We start from the raw sequence: 18,416 nt of genomic DNA on the forward strand, positions 1-18,416 counted from the left end.
GCGCGACATGGAACCATTGATCGAGATCAGCGGGCTGACGGTCGATTTCGAGCAGGGCCGGCGGGTGTCGCGGGCGCTGCATGGCGTCAACCTGTCACTGGCGCCGGGCGGCTCGCTCGGCCTGGTCGGCGAAAGCGGCTCGGGCAAGAGCGTTACCTGGCTGGCGGCGCTTGGCCTGCTGCCCGGCAGGGCGAAAGTCGGCGGCCGGGTGCGGCTGCGCGGTGCCGACCTGCTCGGCCGGCCGGTGCGCGAACTCGAACGCGTGCGTGGCCGTCATGTGGCGATGATCTTCCAGGATCCGTCATCGAGTCTCAATCCGGTGCTGCGCATCGGCCGCCAGATCGGCGAGGCGCTGAAGTTGCACCGTGGTCTGACCGGCGCGGGCGCTGAGACGGAAGCCCGCCGCCTGCTCGATCGTGTCGGCATCGCCAATGCCGCCCAGCGGCTGCGCGACTATCCGCATGAATTGTCCGGCGGCATGAACCAGCGGGCGATGATTGCCATGGCGCTGGCCGGCGAACCCGACCTGCTGATCGCCGACGAGCCGACCACCGCGCTCGACGCCACCGTGCAGGCGCAGATTCTCGCCCTGCTGCAGGAAATCCGCCGTGATACCGGCATGGCCATGGTGCTGATCAGCCACGATCTCGGCGTGGTGGCCGAGAATGTCGAGCGTGTCTGCGTCATGTATGCCGGCCGCCTGGTCGAGGAGGCGCCGGCCGCGGCGCTGTTCGCCCGGCCGCGCCATCCCTATACGCGCGGCCTGCTGGCCGCCCTGCCGGCGCTCGACGGTCCGCGCCAGCGGCTCGCCGCCATCCCGGGCAGCGTGCCTGAGCCGTGGAATCTGCCGGCCGGCTGTGCCTTCGCGCCGCGCTGTACCGAGGCCGACGACGCCTGCCACCACCAGCCGCCCCCCGATGTGCCGGTCAGCCGCAGCGAGCGCGTGCTGTGTTTCCGTGCCGGCTATGTCCGTGATGTGAATGGTCGCGAATTGCCCGAACCGGCCAACCTGCCGGATGAGGCCCTGACGGCCGTCCGCGCCGGCCCCATCCGCTCTGGCGAGGTGCCGGCATGAGCGGGAGCCCTCAGCCCCTGCTGGACGCGCGCAACCTGACCCGCCAGTTCGTTGTCCGTCAGGGCCAGTGGCCGCGCAGCCGCAAGGCGCTGCTGCGCGCGGTCGACGGCATTTCCCTCCGCGTCATGCCCGGGCGCACGCTCGGCCTGGTTGGCGAGAGCGGCTGCGGCAAGTCGACCACCGGCCGGCTGCTGCTCGGCCTGCTGGCGCCGACGGCGGGTGGCGTGCAGTTCGATGGTGCCCCGCTGGCCGTTGCCGGCACGGCGGAATGGCGCCGCCAGCGCCAGCAGATGCAGATGGTCTACCAGGACCCGCTCGGCGCGCTGGACCGTCGCCTGACCGTGGCACGCCAGATCGGCGAGGCGCTGGAAATCCATCATCCGGCGCTGCCGCCGGCCGAACTGGCGGCGCGAGTCGCCGCCGTCAGCGCCGCCGTCGGCCTGCAGCCGCATCATGCCGACCGCTATCCGCATGAACTCTCCGGCGGCCAGCGCCAGCGCGTGGTGCTGGCCCGGGCCCTGATCCTCGAGCCGCGGTTGCTGGTGCTCGACGAGCCGATCTCGGCGCTCGATGTCTCGATCCAGGCCCAGGTGGTCAACCTGCTGCTCGACCTGCAGGAGACCCTCAACCTCGCCTATGTCTTCATCAGCCACGACCTCAAGGTGGTGCGCCAGGTCAGCCACGAGGTCGCGGTGATGTATCTCGGCCGCGTGGTCGAAACCGGCGATGCCGAGATGCTGTTCCGCGACCCGCGGCATCCCTATACGCGCGCGCTGCTGGCCGCGATTCCGGTGGTTGGCCGCCGCCCGCCGGCCGACACCCTGCTGCAGGGCGATCCGCCCGACCCGATCGACCCGCCCACCGGCTGCGCCTTCCGCACCCGCTGTCCGCTGGCCACCGCACTCTGCGCCGATATGGCGCCGGTGCTGCGGCTGCTGCCCGATGGCCGGCAGGTCGCCTGTCATGTCACCGCGCCGGACGCGGCGGCGCTGGCCGCGGCCTGATCCCGCAGGAGGAGTTCACCGGTGCTGCATTTCCTTGCCACCCGCCTTGCCCGTGCCGCGCTGACCATTCTGTTTGTGGTCACCTTCGCCTTCGTCGTGCTGCGGCTGTCGGGCGATCCCGCCATGCTGATCCTGTCGATCGATGTGCCGCCCGAGGCGATGGTCGCCTTCCGCAAGGAATGGGGCCTCGACCAGCCGATCTGGCAGCAGTATTTCACCTATATGCTGAATGCGCTGAGCGGTGATTTCGGCAATTCCATGCGTGACGGCCGCCCGGCCATCGATCTGGTGCTGGAGCGCATTCCGATGACGCTCGCAATCACCATTCCCGCCTTCCTGATCAAGATCCTTGTCGGCATTCCGTCCGGGATTTTCGCGGCACTGCATCGTAACTCGCTGCTCGACCGGCTGACCATGGCGGTCTCCGTGGCGGGGTTCACGGTGCCGAGCTTCGTGCTCGCCCTGCTGCTGGTGCTGGTCTTCTCGGTACAGCTCGGCTGGTTGCCGGCCAGCGGCAACCAGGAATGGACCGGCGCCATCCTGCCGATCGTCACGCTCGGTGCCGCCGGTGCGGCAGTGCTGGCGCGCTTCACCCGTTCGGCGATGTTGGAGGTGCTGGGGCAACCCTATATCCGCACGGCTTCCGCCAAGGGCGTGCCTTGGCGGCAGGTGATCTCCGGCCATGCGCTGCCCAACGCGGCGATCCCCACCGTCACCATTGTCGGCTTCATGATCGGCAGCCTGATCGCCGGTGCCATAGTCGTGGAAAGTGTCTTCGCCTGGCCCGGCGTCGGCCGGCTGCTGGTCTCGGCGGTATCCAACCGCGACCTCGCCGTCGTGCAGGCGATCCTGCTGGTGGTCGCCGTCTCCATGGTGACGGCCAATCTCGCGGTCGATATTGCCTATGGCTGGCTCGATCCGCGGCTGCGGCGCGGCCGGGCGCATGCCTAGAGGCGGAGAAACACTATGACCGATCTGGCTTCGCCACTGCCTGTGACCGACGACGTGCCGCTGCGTCGCCGTCTGGCGCGGTTCTTTACCGCCTGGCCGCCGGCCACCCTGGCGGCCTTGGCCTGGATCGGGCTGATGCTGGTGGTGGCCTTCGGCGCCGACTGGCTGGCGCCTTATTCGTTCACCGCCTTCGACCTCAAGGCGCGGCTCAATCCGCCGGTGCTGATGGGAGGAATCTGGCCGCATCCGCTCGGCAGCGACGAACTTGGCCGCGATGTACTGTCGCGCCTGATCATGTCGGTGCGCATGAGCCTGCTGATCGCCTTTTTCGGCACCCTGATCGCCAGCACGCTGGGCACCAGCCTCGGCATCCTGGCGGCGCATTTCCGCGGCCGCGTCGAGGCCGTGGTGCTGGTGCTGATCGACTTCCAGGCCAGCATGCCGTTCATGATCATCGCCCTGTCGGTGCTGGCCTTCTTCGGCAACAGCCTGCCGCTGTTCGTGATCCTGATGGGTTTCCACAGCTGGGAGCGCTATGCCCGCATCGCCCGCGGCCTGACCCTGTCAGCCAACGAGCAGGGGTATGCCGCGGCCGTGCGCCAGCTCGGCGCCCGGGGCGGGCGCATCTATGGCCGGCACGTCCTGCCCAATATCGCCTCAACGCTGATCGTGTCGATGACGCTGACCTTCCCCGAGATCATCCTCTTGGAAAGTGGTCTGTCCTTTCTTGGCCTCGGGGTACAGCCGCCGCTGACCTCGCTCGGCAATATGGTAGGCTACGGCCGCGAATACCTGACCCGGGCCCCCTGGATCATGCTGGCGCCCAGCGCGGTGATCGTGCTGACCACCCTGTCGATCAGCATCCTCGGCGACTGGCTGCGCGACCGGCTCGACCCCACCCTTCGTTAACCCCCAACCACCCCACAGCCATGGCCAATCAAAGCAAACGCAAGAACATCCTGCTGATCGTTGTCGACCAGTGGCGCGGCGACATGCTGTCCTATCTCGGCACGCCGGGCCTGAAGACGCCCAACCTCGACATGCTGTGCCGCGAGGGCGTCACCTTCCGCAACCATTTCACCCAGGCGGTGCCCTGCGGCCCGGCGCGCGCCTCGCTGCTGACCGGCCTGTACCAGATGACCCACCGGGCGGTGCAGAACACCATTCCGCTGGATTCCCGCTTCACCAATCTCGGCCACGAGCTGCGCAAGAGCGGCTACGATCCGGCATTGATCGGCTATACGACGACGACGCCGGACCCGCGCACCACCGGGCCGAACGATCCGCGCTTCTTCGTACTCGGCGACATCATGGACGGCTTCCGTCCGGTCGGTGCTTTCGAGCCCTACAAGGAGGCCTATTTCGCCTGGATCGCCGCGAAGGGCTACAAGCTGCCGGACAACCCGGAAGACGTCTGGCGCCCCGCCGCCGGCCAGCCCGGTGCGACGCGCTCGGCCGGCCAGCTGCCGAAGGAGCTGACCGATACCGCCTGGTTCACCGAACGGGCGCTGACCTACATGACCGGCGCCAGCAACCGCAACTGGTTCCTGCATCTGGGCTATTACCGGCCGCATCCGCCCTTCATCGCACCCGAGCCCTATAACACCATGTACGATCCGGTCGCGATGGCACCGCCGGTGCGGGCGGCGACGGCGGGCGAGGCGGCGGCCAACCACCCCCTGCACAAGTTCTATATCGACAACATCAACCAGCGCGGCTTCTTCCAGGGCGCCGACGGGCTGGGTTCGGCCATGGACGAAGAGGCGGTGCGGGTGATGCGCGCCACCTATTTCGGGCTGATGACCGAGATCGACGACCATCTCGGCCGCGTCTTCGACTTCCTGAAGCAGACCGGCCAGTGGGACGACACCCTGATCGTCTTTACCTGCGATCACGGCGAGCAGCTCGGCGACCACTACCTGCTCGGCAAGGTCGGCTATTTCGATGCCAGTTTCCGCATCCCGATGATCATCCGTAATCCGGACCGGCCCGCCGATGCGACGCGCGGCGAGATCGTCGACCGCTATACCGAGACGGTCGACACCATGCCGACCATTCTCGAATGGATCGGCGCGGACATCCCGCGCCAGTGCGACGGCCGTTCGCTGCTCGATTTCACCTACGGCACCGTGCCGGCCGACTGGCGCACCGAAGTGCATTACGAATTCGACTTCCGCGACATCTTCTATTCCAAGCCGGAAGGCGTGCTCGGGACGGCCATGGACCAGAGCTCGCTCGCCGTGGTGCAGGACGACGACTACAAGTATGTCCATTTCGCCGCCCTGCCGCCGCTGTTCTTCGACCTGAAAAAAGACCCGGGACAGCTGCAGAACGTGGCCGGCGATCCGGCCTATGCACCGAAGATCATGGAATACGCCCAGAAGATGCTGGACTGGCGGCTGCGCTATGCCGACAAGACCCTGACCGGCTACCGCGCCAGCCCGCACGGCCTCGAAACCCGCCGCTGAAGCAGCCTCCGGAGGCCCGTTTCGGGTGTCCGGGGCTGCCGCCGGGGGCTTCCGGACGCCTGTTTCAGGGCGTTTCGGGGCCTCCGGTGGCACCCCGGATGCCGCAAAGCCGCATGGTTTGCGGTTCCGAATCGTCCCGGGGGCCACAAAGCCGCATGTCTAGCGGATTTTTGTGCATTGGCCGATGGGCAAGCGCCCCGGGCGGTGCTATGCAGGATTCGGGAACAACTCCCGATTCGCAAAAAAACACGCAATTCGACGCATCTTTTCTGAGGAGAGAGACCAATGGCTAAAGCGGCCGCCACCACCAAGACGGTCACCGTGACCGCGAAGCAGATCGCCTCTGCGCTGGCTGAAAAGCACGAGATGCAGAAGAAGTCGACGATTGCCCTGTTCGACGAGTTCTTCGCGGCGATCACCAAGTCGCTGAAGAAGGGCGAGCGCGTCCGCGTCGGCGACCTCGGCATCCTGCAGGTCCGCAAGCGCGCCGCCCGCATGGGCCGCAACCCGCAGACCGGCGAGCCGATCAAGATCAAGGCCTCCAAGAAGGTTGCCTTCCGCGCCAGCAAGGTGCTGAAGGAATCCATCTGACGTCATCCGCAAGGATCGACCGGGTTCAGGGCCTGCCTCACGGCAGGCCCTTTTTCTTTGCCGGCTTTCCAGCGCCGGCGGGATGGTCGTCCGTCACCGAACCGTCTTATCCGGGTCATGGAAAATTCACGGGACAATCGACGGCCCGGGATTCATCTTCCCGGCCAGAAAGTGACGCTAAACGGCGATTCGCCGGACAGTTCTCCCCGGGCCCGATCGCCGAACAGGTGACCGATGAACATGGCACTGCGGCCGGCCCATTACCGGACGATCTGGATCTCCGACATCCACCTCGGTACCCGCGGGTGCAAGGCCGACCTGCTGCTCGAATTCCTGCGCCACACCGAGTCCGACACCCTCTACCTGGTCGGCGACATCATCGACGGATGGCGGCTCAAGCGCTCGTGGTACTGGCACCAGAGCCATAACGACGTGGTGCAGAAACTGCTGCGCAAGGCGCGCAAGGGTACCACGGTGATCTATGTGCCGGGCAATCATGACGAGGCTTTGCGGGATTTTACCGAACTGCAGTTCGGCGGCGTCACCGTGGTGATGGAGGCCATTCACGAGGCTGCCGACGGGCGCCGCTTCCTGGTCACCCATGGCGACCATTTCGACGGCATCGTCACCTGCGCCAAATGGCTCGCCCTGCTGGGCGATGCCGCCTACGGCTTCGCGCTCAGCCTGAACACCTGGTTCAACCATGTGCGCCGCCGGATGGGGCTGCCCTACTGGTCGCTTTCGGCCTACCTGAAGCACAAGGTCAAGAACGCCGTCGAGTTCATCTCCGACTACGAGCAGGCGATCGCCGAGGAGGCCCGCCGCCGCCATGTCGACGGGGTGGTCTGCGGCCATATCCATCATGCCGAGATCCGCGACATCGACGGCATCCTCTACTGCAACGACGGCGACTGGGTGGAGAGCTGCACGGCGCTGGTCGAGCATTTCGACGGCCGCCTCGAAATCCTGCACTGGGCCGAACTGCGCGAGACCCTCGACCTTGAGCCGGCAGCCCTCGCCGACGAGGAGAGCCATGCCGAAACCGGCGGGATCGAATCGGGCGGCGGGCCGGTGCCGGCAGGCGCTCCCCGGCCGGTCGTGCCCGAGCCGGTCGCCTGACCGCCCGGTCCGGTCCGGCAGGGCCGGCCGGAGGCCATCTCTCGAATTCACAGGTATTTGGCCCGATTTCGGCCGGTCCGCACTCGTCTTGGGCGAACGGCCACCCTGTGCATGAATACTGGGCAGCGACGGATTTGCGCGCTATTCTAAGGGCATGGGAGTGCTTTCGTCATTGTTGGGCGCCATCGGCATCGGTGGCAAGCCAGAAGCGATCAACCTGCGCCAGACACCGTCGGGCATGCGGTCGGGCGATATTGTCATTGGCACCGGCGACAAGGCGGAGCCCGGCAAGATGGTCTCGGTGCATTACGCCGGCTGGCTGTGGGAGAACGACAAGCCCGGCCGCAACTTCGACAGCTCTTACAAGCGCGGCCAGCCTTTCGAATTCCAGCTCGGCCACGGCAAGGTGATCAAGGGCTGGGACGAAGGCGTCGCCTACATGAAAGTCGGCGGCAAGCGCGCGCTGCTGATTCCGCCCTATCTTGCCTATGGCGCGCGCGGCAACGGTCGCATCATCCCGCCCAACGCCACCCTGTTCTTCGAGCTCGAGCTGGTCGGCGTGCGCTGACGCGCTTCTGCCGGCCATTCCTGCGGTGCGGCCATGATCCGGCCGCAATCTCCCCCAAAACTCCCATCGCCATGCCACCCAGTCAGGAGCGTCCCGAAATGTTGCTGTCCCGCCGCGCACTCGCTGCGTTTGTCCTTGTTGCCGCGATGATCGCCGGCCAGACCCTGTCCGGCACCGCCCGAGCCGCCAATGAAGTCACCACCCCGTCGGGCCTGCGCTATGTCGATGTGAAGACCGGCAGCGGCGCCACCGCCAGGGCCGGTCAGACTGCCGTGGTGCATTACACCGGCTGGCTCTACGAGGGCGGCAAGAAGGGCGCGAAATTCGATTCCTCGCGCGACCGTGGCCAGCCGTTTGCCTTTCCGCTCGGCGCCGGCCGGGTGATCCGCGGCTGGGACGAGGGCGTTGCCGGCATGAAGGTCGGCGGCCAGCGCACCCTGATCATCCCGCCCGAGCTCGGCTATGGCGCGCGCGGCGCCGGCGGGGTGATCCCGCCGAATGCCACGCTGATCTTCGATGTCGAACTGATCGACCTCAAGTAACCCCTTCGATGACCAGCTCGGGCCAGCGCCGCTGCCAGCCTTTGGCGGCGATGCGGGCCCGGTATTCACCGGGCTTGTCGCGTCCGCGAGGGGTCGGTCGCACCCGCCCGGCCAGCAGGTCGGCCGCGCCATGCGGCGCGATCAGCGTAAGGCCGTCGTCAGCCTCCAGCCGTGCCGCCACTGCGGTCGGCGTTTCCAGCCAGTGGGCGACGGCATCGGCTGTGTCGCGATAGGGCGCATCGCCGTTGCGCAGATGCATGCGCGCCTGGTTGCGCACCGACCAGGGCAGGCCCGGAGTTACCTCCGTCAGCGCCGCCTCAGCTGACCGCTCACGGGCCGATGTCGTGTCGACGGCATCGAAGAACAGCACGTCGATATCCGCCAGCGGCCCGTCCGGCAGGCCGAACAGCCGGTCCCAGATCCGGTTGCGGATTGCGCCGGCGCCGACCGCCCAGTCCGGCAGGCCGAGGCCACGCACGGCCCGCAGGATCGCCATCAGGCCGGCATCACTGGTCAGCATGTTGGGGAGAATCAGCGTCTGCGGGTCGGGCGTCATGCTGCCGGTATAGCCGGCGGAAGGCAGCGCCGAAAACAAAAAACGGCCGGGTTACCCCGGCCGTTTCCGTTTCTGCGAAGATGGGCGGTGCGCTTACGCGGCCTTGGCCAGGTTGCGCAGCACGTAATGCAGGATGCCGCCATTCTTGTAGTAGTCGATCTCGTCGAGCGTATCGATGCGGCACAGCACCTCGATGGTCTGCGCCGAACCGTCGGCCCGGGTGATCGTCACCGGCAGCTTCATGCGCGGCTTGAGGCCCGTGGCGATGCCCGAAATGTCGAACTTCTCGCTGCCGTCGAGGCCGAGCGACTGGCGGGTGGTACCCGGCAGGAACTGCAGCGGCACCACGCCCATGCCAACCAGGTTCGAGCGGTGGATGCGCTCGTAGCTCTCGGCGATCACCGCCTTGACGCCCAGCAGGATGGTGCCCTTGGCCGCCCAGTCGCGCGACGAACCGTTGCCGTATTCCTTGCCGGCGACGATCACCAGCGGGGTGCCGCTGGCCTTGTACTTCATCGCCGCGTCGTAGATCGACATGGTCTCGCCGGTCGGCACGTATTTGGTGATGCCGCCCTCGGTGCCCGGCACCATCTCGTTGCGGAGACGGATATTGGCAAAGGTACCGCGCATCATCACCTCGTGGTTGCCGCGCCGGGCACCATAGGAGTTGAAGTCGGCATAGGCGACGCCATGCTCGCTGAGGTACTTGCCGGCCGGGCCGTCCTTCTTGATCGAGCCGGCGGGCGAGATGTGGTCGGTGGTGATCTTGTCGCCGAGCAGCGCCAGCAGGCGGGCGCCCTTGATGTCGGTGATCGGCGCCGGCGTGGTGCTCATGCCCTCGAAGTAGGGCGGATGCTGCACGTAGGTCGAATCGCCGTTCCAGCCATAGGTCTTGCTGGAGGCGACGTTGATCTTGCGCCAGTTCGGATCGCCCTTGAAGACGTCGGCATAACGCTTCTTGAACATCGCCGGGGTGACGTACTTGCGCACCATTGCGGCGATCTCCTTGTTGGAGGGCCAGATGTCCTTCAGGTAGACCGGCTTGCCCTTGGCGTCATGGCCGAGCGGCTCGCGGGTGATGTCGACCTTCAGGTTGCCGGCCAGCGCATAGGCCACCACCAGCATCGGCGAGGCGAGGTAGTTCGCCTTGGTCAGTGGATGGACGCGGCCTTCGAAGTTGCGGTTGCCCGACAGGACTGCCCCGACGACGAAGTCGTTGTCGGTGATCGCCTTCGAGATGTTGTCCGGCAGCGGGCCCGAGTTGCCGATGCAGGTCGTGCAGCCGTAACCGACGATCTGGAAGCCCAGCTTGTCGAGTTCCTTCTGCATGCCCGACTTGGCCAGATAGTCGGTCACCACCTGGCTGCCCGGGGCGAGCGAGGTCTTGACCCACGGCTTGGCCTTCAGGCCCTTCTTGGCGGCATTGCGGGCCAGCAGGCCGGCGCCCAGCAGTACGCTCGGGTTCGAGGTGTTGGTGCACGAGGTGATCGCCGCGATCACCACGTCGCCATGGCCGAGGTCGAACTTTGAACTCTCGACCTTGGCGCGGAAGTCGAGCGCGGTCTTCTTGCCGTAGAAGCCGGTCATTGCCTCCTTGAACTCGGTGGCGGCGTTGCTCAGCGAGACGCGGCCCTCGGGGCGGGTCGGACCGGCCAGCGACGGCTCGACGGTCGACAGGTCGAGTTCGAGCGTGTCGGTGAAGACCGGCTCGGGTGCCTTGGGCGTGCGCCACAGGCCCTGCGCCTTGGCGTAGGCCTCGACCAGCTTGACGCGCTGGGCATCGCGGCCCGACGACTTCAGGTAGGCGATGGTTTCGGCATCGACCGGGAAGAAGCCGCAGGTGGCGCCGTATTCCGGCGCCATGTTGGCGACGGTGGCACGGTCGGCGATCGACAGTTCGTCGAGGCCGGGGCCGTAGAATTCCACGAACTTTCCGACTACGCCCTTCTTGCGCAGCATCTGGGTGACGGTCAGCACCAAGTCGGTGGCGGTGGTGCCTTCCTTCGGCTTGCCCGACAGGCGGAAGCCGACGACTTCCGGCAGCAGCATGGAGATCGGCTGGCCCAGCATGGCCGCCTCGGCCTCGATGCCGCCGACGCCCCAGCCCAGCACGGCCAGGCAGTTCACCATGGTGGTGTGGCTGTCAGTGCCGACCAGGGTGTCCGGATAGGCGACCTCGGTCTTGCCGTCCATGCCGGTCCACACGGTCTGCGCCAGGTATTCGACGTTGACCTGGTGGCAGATGCCGGTGCCCGGCGGCACGACGCGGAAGTTGTCGAAGCCGGTCTGGCCCCAGCGCAGGAACTCGTAGCGTTCGCCGTTGCGCTCATACTCGAGGTCGACGTTCTTCTTGAAGGCGCCGTTGCTGCCGGCATAGTCGACCATGACGGAATGGTCGATCACCAGGTCGACCGGCGACAGCGGGTTGATCTTGCCGGTGTCGCGGCCCAAAGCGGTCATGGCGTCGCGCATGGCAGCAAGATCGACCACGGCGGGCACGCCGGTGAAATCCTGCATCAGCACGCGGGCCGGACGATAGGCGATCTCGCGGTCGGACTTGCGGTCCTTGAGCCACTTGGCCACCGCCTTGATGTCGTCGACCGAGACGCTGCGGCCGTCTTCGTAGCGCAGCAGGTTCTCGAGCAGCACCTTCAGCGAATAGGGCAGGCGGCTCAGGTCGCCGAGGCCGGCCTTCTCGGCGGCCTTCAGGCTGTAATAGGCGTAGGTCTTGTTGCCGACCTTCAGTGTACGGCGGGTCTTCAGGGTATCCTGGCCGACCACGATCGGCACCGCACGGGCGGCACCGGCCGCCTTGGCAACCGGCGTCTTCCGCGGGGCCGCTTTCTTCACGACCTTGCGGACGGCGGTCTTGCTCTTGGCGGCGACCTTCTTCTTCGTTGCGACCTTTTTCTTTGCGACGACTTTCTTCGCGGCCTTCTTGACCGCCTTGCGGCTGGCGGCCTTCACAGCCTTCTTCACGGCGCGCTTGCTGGCGACTTTCTTGGCGGACTTCGCGCTCTTCGTCTTGGCTGGGCTCTTGCGGGCCGATTTGGCAGACTTGCGCTGGGTTTTCTTCGCGGCTTTCACGGGGCAATCCTTTCGTGAGGGCACTTCGGATGGGAAAGGGGGCCGCGCGGGAGACGCACCCGCGTCGGGCGCCGCCCATAGGTGCCGTAAAACTGGTGGTTTGCCAAGGGCTTTCGCCTAGAGGAAAGCTCAACCGGGGTCGAAATTTAGGCAATGCCCGGGCCCGGCAAGACAGGCCTTGACGGCCGTCTGCCCGGGCGCTTATCAACAATGACAACGACGGAGCGGTCACTGGCCGCTCCGCGCCAGAGGAGGCGAATTGAAATGTCCGAGATGTCGGCTGCACCCGACGGGATCGACCCGTTGGGGCGCGATACCGTACCGAAATTTCTGGTCTATAACGCCCGGCACCGGCGCGACCGCCCGGCCATGCGCGAAAAGGATCTCGGCATCTGGCAGAGCTGGACCTGGGGCGAGGTTGCAGTGAAGGTCGCCGATCTGGCCGGCGGCCTGGCGGCGCTGGGCTTTCGGCGCGGCGACAAGCTGGCGCTGATCGGCGACAACCGGCCGGAACTCTACTGGGCGATGGCGGCCGTGCAGGCGCTTGGCGGCATCCCGGTGCCGGTCTACCAGGACAGCGTGGCCGACGAGATCCAGTATGTCATCGAGCACGCCGAGGCCCGCTTCGCGCTGGCGGAAAACCAGGAGCAGGTCGACAAGCTGCTGGTGGTGAAAGACCGCCTGCCGGCGCTGGAGACCATCCTCTACAGCGATCCGCGCGGCATGCGCCATTACACGCAGCCCTTCCTGCGGCCGCTGGCCGTCGTCATGGAGCAGGGACAGGCCCATAATGCGGCTCATCCGGGCTTTTTCGAGGCTGAGATCGCCAAGGGCAAAGGCAGCGATATTTCGCTGATCTGTTACACATCGGGGACGACCGGTCGGCCCAAGGGCGTCATGCTGAGCCATGACAATGTCGTCCGCTCGGCCAACCTCGCCATCGGGTTCGACACCATCACCGACCGCGACGAGATCCTCGCTTACCTGCCACTGGCCTGGGTTGGTGACAATTTTATTTCATATGCCGAGGCGACCATCGCCGGTTTCTGCGTGAACTGCCCGGAATCGGCGGATACCGTGCTGCAGGACCTGCGCGAGATCGGCCCGACCTATTTCTTTGCTCCGCCGCGGATTTTCGAAAACCTGTTGACCACGGTGATGATCCGCATGGAAGATGCCGGCCGGATCAAGCGCGGCATGTTCCATTATTTCATCGGCGTGGCCCATCGTGTCGGCCGCAAGATTCTCGAAGGCAAGCCGGTGCCAGTGATGGACCGGCTGCGCTACGGCTTGGGCGAACTCCTGGTCTACGGGCCGCTCAAGAATGTGCTCGGCATGACCCGCCTGCGGCTCGCCTATACCGCCGGCGAGGCGATCGGGCCGGACATCTTCGATTTCTTCCGGGCGCTCGGCATCAACCTCAAGCAGCTCTACGGCCAGACCGAATGCACGGTCTATCTCTGCCTGCAGACCGATGCGGATGTCCGCTCCGACACCGTCGGCCCACCCGGCCCCGGCATCGAGGTGAAGATCGACGAGGCCAGCGGCGAGGTGCTGTACCGCAGTCCCGGTGTCTTCGTCGGCTATTACAAGAACGAGGCGGCCACTGCTGAGACCAAGACGGCGGATGGCTGGGTGCATACCGGCGACGCCGGCGTCTTCACCGATACCGGCCACCTGCGCATTATTGACCGCGCCAAGGATGTCGGCCGCCTGACCAATGGCGCGCTGTTTGCGCCGAAATACGTCGAGAACAAGCTGAAATTCTTCTCATATATCCGCGAGGCAGTGGCTTTCGGCGACGGCCGCGACAGTGTTGCCGCCTTCATCAACATCGATCTTGCCGCGGTCGGCTCCTGGGCCGAGCGCAACGGCATTTCCTATACCTCCTATTCCGACCTGGCGGCGCGGACCGAGGTCTATGACCTGATCCGCGGCTGCATCGAGCAGGTCAACCGTGACCTGGCCTCCGACAGCAGCATGGCGGCCTCGCAGGTGCGCCGCTTCCTGATCCTGCACAAGGAGCTGGATGCCGACGACGGCGAGCTGACCCGCACCCGCAAGGTGCGCCGCCGCACCATCGCCGAACGCTACGGCGCCCTGATCGAGGCGCTTTATTCGGACCGCGAGGCGATTGCAGTGGATGCCAAGATCACCTTCGAGGACGGCCGTACCGGCAGCTTCAAGGCCAATCTGAAGATCGCCTCCGTCGAAACCTATTCGCCGATGCGCAAGGCGGGCTGACCCCTGATGATGGCTGTACACAAGAAAATCGGCGACGTTCTGCTGAAGGTCGACAATATCAGCCTGTCCTTCGGCGGCGTGAAGGCGCTGACCGACATCAGCTTCGAGATCCGCGAGCACGAGATTCTGGCCATCATCGGCCCGAATGGCGCCGGCAAGTCATCGATGCTGAACTGCATCAACGGCTTTTATCATCCGCAGGAAGGCACCATCACCTATCGCGGCGAGGCGCGCCGCCAGATGCGCCCGCACGAGGCGGCCAGCCACGGTATCGCGCGGACCTTCCAGAACATCGCCCTGTTCCGCGGCATGTCGACACTGGACAACATCATGACCGGCCGCCTGCTGAAGATGAAGGCCGGCCTGCTCAGCTCGGCGATCTACAAGGGGCCGGCCGAGAGGGAGCAGATCGTCCACCGCGAGTTCTGCGAACGCATCATCGATTTCCTCGAGATCGAGGCGATCCGCAAGATCCCGGTCGGCCGCCTGCCCTATGGCCTGCAGAAGCGGGTCGAACTCGGCCGCGCGCTCGCCGCCGAGCCGTCCCTGCTGCTGCTCGACGAACCGATGGCGGGCATGAATCTCGAGGAAAAGCAGGACATGTGCCGCTTCATCCTCGACGTGAACGACGAATTCGGCACCACGATCTGCCTGATCGAACACGACATGGGCGTGGTGATGGACATTTCCGACCGCGTGGTGGTGCTCGATTACGGCCGCAAGATCGGCGATGGCGTGCCCGAAGAGGTGAAGAACACCCAGGCGGTGATCGACGCTTATCTTGGCGTACAGCACTGAGGGGACGGGATGGCGTTTTTCTTCGAGGTTCTGATCGGCGGCCTGATGGCCGGCGTGATGTATTCCCTGGTGGCGCTCGGCTTCGTGCTGATCTTCAAGGCATCGGGCGTGTTCAATTTCGCGCAAGGCGCGATGGTGCTGTTCGCCGGGCTGTTTTTCGTCGGCTTCATTGAGCTGGGTGTGCCGCTGTGGATCTCGCTGATCTTCACCATCGCCGTGATGGTGCTGCTGGCCGGGGCGATCGAGCGTCTGGTGCTGCGGCATCTGGTCAACCAGGAAGGCATCATCCTGTTCATGGCCACCATCGGGGTGTCGTTCTTCCTCGATGGTTTCGGCCAGATGATCTGGGGCAGCAACGTGCGCCAGCTCGATGTCGGCATCCCGACCGATCCGATCCTGCTGTTCGACGGCGACATCCTGATCCAGTCCTTCGACCTGTATGCCGCGCTGGTGGCCGGCCTGCTGCTGGCCGTGCTGGTGGTGTTCCAGAAGACCCGCATCGGCCGCGCCCTGCGCGCCGTCGCCGACGACCACCAGGCCGCCCAGTCGGTCGGCATCCCGCTCAACGTGATCTGGGTGATCGTCTGGGCGATCGCCGGTCTGGTGGCGCTGGTCGCCGGCGTCATGTGGGGCTCCAAGCTCGGCGTGCAGCCGGCCATCGTCACCCTGGCGCTGAAGGCGCTGCCGGTGCTGATTCTCGGCGGCTTCACCTCGGTCCCCGGCGCCATCATCGGCGGCCTGATCATCGGCGCCGGCGAGAAGCTGGCCGAAATCTATATCGGACCGTTTGTCGGTGGCGGCATCGAGAACTGGTTCGCCTATGTGCTGGCGCTGGGCTTCCTGCTGATCCGGCCGCAGGGCCTGTTCGGCGAAAAAATCATCGAACGCGTATAGCGGGGGCAGGGGCATGTTCTATCGCGAGTCCGGTCAGTACAAGACCTCCTACAGCGCCGACCAGGCGATCTTCACCATCCCGCAGGACCGCATCTTCTTTGCCCTGCTGATGCTGGTGGCCTTCATCGGCGTGCCGCTGGTGGCGACCGACTATCTCTACACCGCGCTGATCATTCCGTTTCTCTGCCTGTCGCTGGCGGCCCTGGGGCTGAACATCCTGACCGGCTATTGCGGTCAGCTGTCGCTGGGTACCGGCGCCTTCATGGGGGTTGGCGCGGTGGCGGCCTGGAACATCGCCAGCCGCATTCCCGACCTCAACCTGCTGGTGGTCTTCGTGCTGGCCGGGCTGATCACCGCTGTGGTCGGCATGGTGTTCGGCCTGCCGTCGATGCGCATCAAGGGCTTCTATCTGGCGGTCGCCACCCTGGCGGCGCAGTTCTTCCTGCCCTGGCTGTTCGTCAAGATCGGCTGGTTCACCAACTACAATGCCTCCGGCGTCGTGTCGGTGCCGAACCTGACCCTGTTCGGCTGGAAGATCGACCAGCCGGTCGAGAAATACCTGTTTGCACTCGGCATCGTCACCGTGCTGACCCTGGCGGCGAAGAACCTGGTGCGCAGCAATCCCGGCCGGCAGTGGATGGCGATCCGCGACATGGATATCGCGGCCGAGATCATCGGCATCCGGCCGGTGGTCGCCAAGCTCTCAGCCTTCGCGGTGTCCTCTTTCTTCGTCGGGATTGCCGGCGCCCTTTACCTGTTCGTCTATCTGGGCTCGGCCGAGCCGGACGGCTTCGGCATCAACCTGTCGTTCCAGGCGCTGTTCATGATCATCATCGGCGGACTGGGCTCGATCCTCGGCAGCTTCCTTGGCGCGTTTTTCATCCTGCTGCTGCCGATCTTCCTGACCCAGGTGCCGCCGGCGCTCGGCTTTGACCTGTCGACAGCGCTGGTCTCGCACCTGGAATTCATGGTGTTCGGCGCGCTGATCGTGATCTTCCTGATTCTCGAGCCACACGGGCTGGCTCGGCTGTGGCAGGTCGCCAAGGAGAAGCTGCGTCTCTGGCCATTTCCTTACTGAGTACCGGCCGGAAGCCGCCGAGGCGGCGACCGGTAAGCGTAAATCGGGTTGTCGTATTACCCCAGCATGCTAGGGTTTCAGTAACGCCCGCCACCAAGGACGGGCTCATAACCGGGAGGAAACAAAGATGAAAGCAACCAAGTGGATTGCGGCCCTTGTAATGGGCGCTTCCCTGGCGGGGGTGGCCTATGCCGCCTCGGCGCAGGAACAGGTCATTCCGTCGATGGTCTACCGCACCGGCCCTTATGCGCCGAGCGGCATTCCAGTCGCCGACGGGTTCTCCGACTATGTCAACCTGATCAACGAACGCGATGGCGGCCTCAACGGCGTCAAGCTGCGCGTCGAGGAATGCGAGACGCAGTATAATACCGAGCGCGGCGTCGAATGCTACGAGCGCCTGAAGGCGCAGGGCGGCACCATCTTCAGCCCGTATTCGACCGGCATCACCTATGCGCTGATCGACCGCGCGGTGGCCGACAAGTCGGTGATCTTCTCCATGGGGTACGGCCGCGCCTCGGCGACGGTCGGCAACATCTTCCCCTGGGTGTTCACCGCACCGGCCACCTACTGGGGCGGCGCCAGCGCCGGCGTGCAGTATTTCGCCAAGGAAGCCGGTGGCAAGGACAAGTTGAAGGGCAAGAAGATTGCCTACGTCTATATCGACATCGCCTACGGCAAGGAGCCGATCCCGGTCTTCCAGAACTATGCCGAGGAACTCGGCTTCAAGCTGGAATTGGTGCCGGTGCCGGCGCCGGGTCTCGAGCAGAAGTCGATCTGGCTGCAGATCCGCCAGATGCGTCCGGACTATGTCTACCTGCAGGGCTGGGGCGCAATGAACGCCGTGTCGATCAAGGAAGCCGCCGCTGTCGGCTTCCCGCGTGACAAGATGCTGGGGGTCTGGTGGTCGAGCCAGGACAGCGACGTGCAGGCGGCGGGTGCGGCGGCGAAGGGCTACAAGGGTCTCAGCTTCCACGGTGCGTCGAAGGACATGGGCCTGCTCAAGGACATGAAGAAGTACCTTGTCGACAAGGGCAAGGCGGCTGACGGCGCCAAGCATTTCGGCGAGATCGGCTATCTGCGCGGTGCCATGAACGCCATGTTCACCGTCGAGGCCCTGCGCGATGCGCAGGAGAAATACGGCAAAGGCAAGGTGATGAATGGCGAGCAGTCGCGTGACGGCTTCGAAGCCATCAACCTGACCGATGACCGCATTGCCAAGCTCGGCCTGAAGGGCTTCCTGCAGCCGATCAAGATGGCCTGCGACAACCATCTGGGTGACGGCAAGATTGTCGTCGTGCAGTGGAGCGGTGACCAGTGGAAGACTGCCAGCGACTGGATCGCGCCGGAGAACCAGAAGCTGTGGCCGCTCTATCTGAAGGATGCGGAAACCTACGCGCGCGAGAAGAACATCGCCTCGCGCAACTGCGCCAAGTCGTAACCG

Annotated in this window: 16 protein-coding genes; 14 read left to right on the forward strand and 2 right to left on the reverse strand. The window is 65.4% G+C overall.

What is annotated here, in order from left to right; translation table 11 throughout:
- The first annotated feature begins 7 nt into the window (after window positions 1–7).
- From ACFOOQ_RS11935 to ACFOOQ_RS11975, 9 genes are all read left to right on the forward strand, one after another.
- Window positions 8–1,075, forward strand: coding sequence for an ABC transporter ATP-binding protein (locus tag ACFOOQ_RS11935; RefSeq protein WP_379726535.1), 1,068 nt, complete (start codon window positions 8–10; stop codon window positions 1,073–1,075).
- Complete coding sequence (locus ACFOOQ_RS11940) at window positions 1,072–2,079, forward strand: ABC transporter ATP-binding protein (protein WP_379726538.1); 1,008 nt, start codon at window positions 1,072–1,074, stop codon at window positions 2,077–2,079. Before ACFOOQ_RS11935 ends, ACFOOQ_RS11940 begins: the two co-directional genes overlap by 4 nt.
- A 21-nt stretch (window positions 2,080–2,100) precedes the next feature.
- Window positions 2,101–3,030: an ABC transporter permease gene (locus ACFOOQ_RS11945; RefSeq protein WP_379726541.1), complete on the forward strand. Its 930-nt coding sequence runs from the start codon at window positions 2,101–2,103 to the stop codon at window positions 3,028–3,030.
- 15 nt (window positions 3,031–3,045) lie between these two features.
- A complete protein-coding gene (locus ACFOOQ_RS11950; protein WP_379726544.1) occupies window positions 3,046–3,939 on the forward strand; it encodes an ABC transporter permease in 894 nt (297 codons plus the stop codon).
- Between the two features lie 20 nt (window positions 3,940–3,959).
- The gene (locus ACFOOQ_RS11955; RefSeq protein WP_379726547.1) at window positions 3,960–5,498 is read left to right on the forward strand and encodes an alkaline phosphatase family protein; all 1,539 of its coding nucleotides are present in this window, start codon (window positions 3,960–3,962) and stop codon (window positions 5,496–5,498) included.
- 285 nt (window positions 5,499–5,783) lie between these two features.
- On the forward strand, window positions 5,784–6,089 hold the full coding sequence (locus ACFOOQ_RS11960) for an HU family DNA-binding protein (RefSeq protein ID WP_379726549.1): 306 nt from the start codon (window positions 5,784–5,786) through the stop codon (window positions 6,087–6,089).
- 234 nt (window positions 6,090–6,323) lie between these two features.
- Complete coding sequence (locus ACFOOQ_RS11965; protein ID WP_379726554.1) at window positions 6,324–7,208, forward strand: UDP-2,3-diacylglucosamine diphosphatase; 885 nt, start codon at window positions 6,324–6,326, stop codon at window positions 7,206–7,208.
- Between the two features lie 160 nt (window positions 7,209–7,368).
- Window positions 7,369–7,776, forward strand: coding sequence for an FKBP-type peptidyl-prolyl cis-trans isomerase (locus ACFOOQ_RS11970; RefSeq protein WP_379726557.1), 408 nt, complete (start codon window positions 7,369–7,371; stop codon window positions 7,774–7,776).
- Between the two features lie 98 nt (window positions 7,777–7,874).
- A complete protein-coding gene (locus tag ACFOOQ_RS11975; protein WP_379726560.1) occupies window positions 7,875–8,318 on the forward strand; it encodes an FKBP-type peptidyl-prolyl cis-trans isomerase in 444 nt (147 codons plus the stop codon).
- Here ACFOOQ_RS11975 and ACFOOQ_RS11980 read toward each other — a convergent pair.
- Complete coding sequence (locus ACFOOQ_RS11980) at window positions 8,311–8,874, reverse strand: nucleotidyltransferase family protein (RefSeq protein ID WP_379726563.1); 564 nt, start codon at window positions 8,872–8,874, stop codon at window positions 8,311–8,313. The genes ACFOOQ_RS11975 and ACFOOQ_RS11980 overlap by 8 nt on opposite strands.
- Before the next feature lie 93 nt (window positions 8,875–8,967).
- Window positions 8,968–11,664 carry an aconitate hydratase AcnA gene (gene acnA / locus ACFOOQ_RS11985; RefSeq protein ID WP_379727552.1) on the reverse strand — a complete coding sequence of 899 codons (2,697 nt, stop codon included), beginning with the start codon at window positions 11,662–11,664 and terminating at the stop codon, window positions 8,968–8,970.
- A gap of 561 nt (window positions 11,665–12,225) precedes the next feature.
- Here acnA and ACFOOQ_RS11990 point away from each other — a divergent pair.
- The 5 genes from ACFOOQ_RS11990 (at window position 12,226) to ACFOOQ_RS12010 (ending at window position 18,413) form a co-directional block, all read left to right on the forward strand.
- The gene (locus tag ACFOOQ_RS11990; protein ID WP_379726566.1) at window positions 12,226–14,205 is read left to right on the forward strand and encodes an AMP-binding protein; all 1,980 of its coding nucleotides are present in this window, start codon (window positions 12,226–12,228) and stop codon (window positions 14,203–14,205) included.
- A 6-nt stretch (window positions 14,206–14,211) separates the two neighbouring features.
- Window positions 14,212–15,003 carry an ABC transporter ATP-binding protein gene (locus ACFOOQ_RS11995; protein WP_379726569.1) on the forward strand — a complete coding sequence of 264 codons (792 nt, stop codon included), beginning with the start codon at window positions 14,212–14,214 and terminating at the stop codon, window positions 15,001–15,003.
- Between the two features lie 9 nt (window positions 15,004–15,012).
- Complete coding sequence (locus ACFOOQ_RS12000; protein ID WP_379726572.1) at window positions 15,013–15,897, forward strand: branched-chain amino acid ABC transporter permease; 885 nt, start codon at window positions 15,013–15,015, stop codon at window positions 15,895–15,897.
- A gap of 13 nt (window positions 15,898–15,910) precedes the next feature.
- Window positions 15,911–16,975, forward strand: a complete 1,065-nt coding sequence (locus ACFOOQ_RS12005; protein WP_379726574.1) for a branched-chain amino acid ABC transporter permease — start codon at window positions 15,911–15,913, stop codon at window positions 16,973–16,975.
- Window positions 16,976–17,102: 127 nt separating this feature from the next.
- Window positions 17,103–18,413, forward strand: a complete 1,311-nt coding sequence (locus ACFOOQ_RS12010) for an ABC transporter substrate-binding protein (RefSeq protein ID WP_379726577.1) — start codon at window positions 17,103–17,105, stop codon at window positions 18,411–18,413.
- The last annotated feature ends 3 nt before the right edge of the window (window positions 18,414–18,416 follow it).

The sequence above is a fragment of the Ferrovibrio xuzhouensis genome, assembly GCF_042648965.1.
Lineage (GTDB): Bacteria > Pseudomonadota > Alphaproteobacteria > Ferrovibrionales > Ferrovibrionaceae > Ferrovibrio > Ferrovibrio xuzhouensis.

Bases quoted from the DNA above. Each gene is read 5' to 3' on its own strand.
- ACFOOQ_RS11950 (WP_379726544.1), top strand. From the start codon at position 3,046: ATGACCGATCTGGCTTCGCCACTGCCTGTGACCGACGACGTGCCGCTG.
- ACFOOQ_RS12000 (WP_379726572.1), top strand. From the start codon at position 15,013: ATGGCGTTTTTCTTCGAGGTTCTGATCGGCGGCCTGATGGCCGGCGTG.
- ACFOOQ_RS11975 (WP_379726560.1), top strand. From the start codon at position 7,875: ATGTTGCTGTCCCGCCGCGCACTCGCTGCGTTTGTCCTTGTTGCCGCG.
- ACFOOQ_RS11990 (WP_379726566.1), top strand. From the start codon at position 12,226: ATGTCCGAGATGTCGGCTGCACCCGACGGGATCGACCCGTTGGGGCGC.
- ACFOOQ_RS11980 (WP_379726563.1), bottom strand. From the start codon at position 8,874: ATGACGCCCGACCCGCAGACGCTGATTCTCCCCAACATGCTGACCAGT.
- ACFOOQ_RS12005 (WP_379726574.1), top strand. From the start codon at position 15,911: ATGTTCTATCGCGAGTCCGGTCAGTACAAGACCTCCTACAGCGCCGAC.
- ACFOOQ_RS12010 (WP_379726577.1), top strand. From the start codon at position 17,103: ATGAAAGCAACCAAGTGGATTGCGGCCCTTGTAATGGGCGCTTCCCTG.
- ACFOOQ_RS11935 (WP_379726535.1), top strand. From the start codon at position 8: ATGGAACCATTGATCGAGATCAGCGGGCTGACGGTCGATTTCGAGCAG.
- ACFOOQ_RS11965 (WP_379726554.1), top strand. From the start codon at position 6,324: ATGAACATGGCACTGCGGCCGGCCCATTACCGGACGATCTGGATCTCC.
- ACFOOQ_RS11960 (WP_379726549.1), top strand. From the start codon at position 5,784: ATGGCTAAAGCGGCCGCCACCACCAAGACGGTCACCGTGACCGCGAAG.
- ACFOOQ_RS11940 (WP_379726538.1), top strand. From the start codon at position 1,072: ATGAGCGGGAGCCCTCAGCCCCTGCTGGACGCGCGCAACCTGACCCGC.
- ACFOOQ_RS11995 (WP_379726569.1), top strand. From the start codon at position 14,212: ATGATGGCTGTACACAAGAAAATCGGCGACGTTCTGCTGAAGGTCGAC.
- ACFOOQ_RS11955 (WP_379726547.1), top strand. From the start codon at position 3,960: ATGGCCAATCAAAGCAAACGCAAGAACATCCTGCTGATCGTTGTCGAC.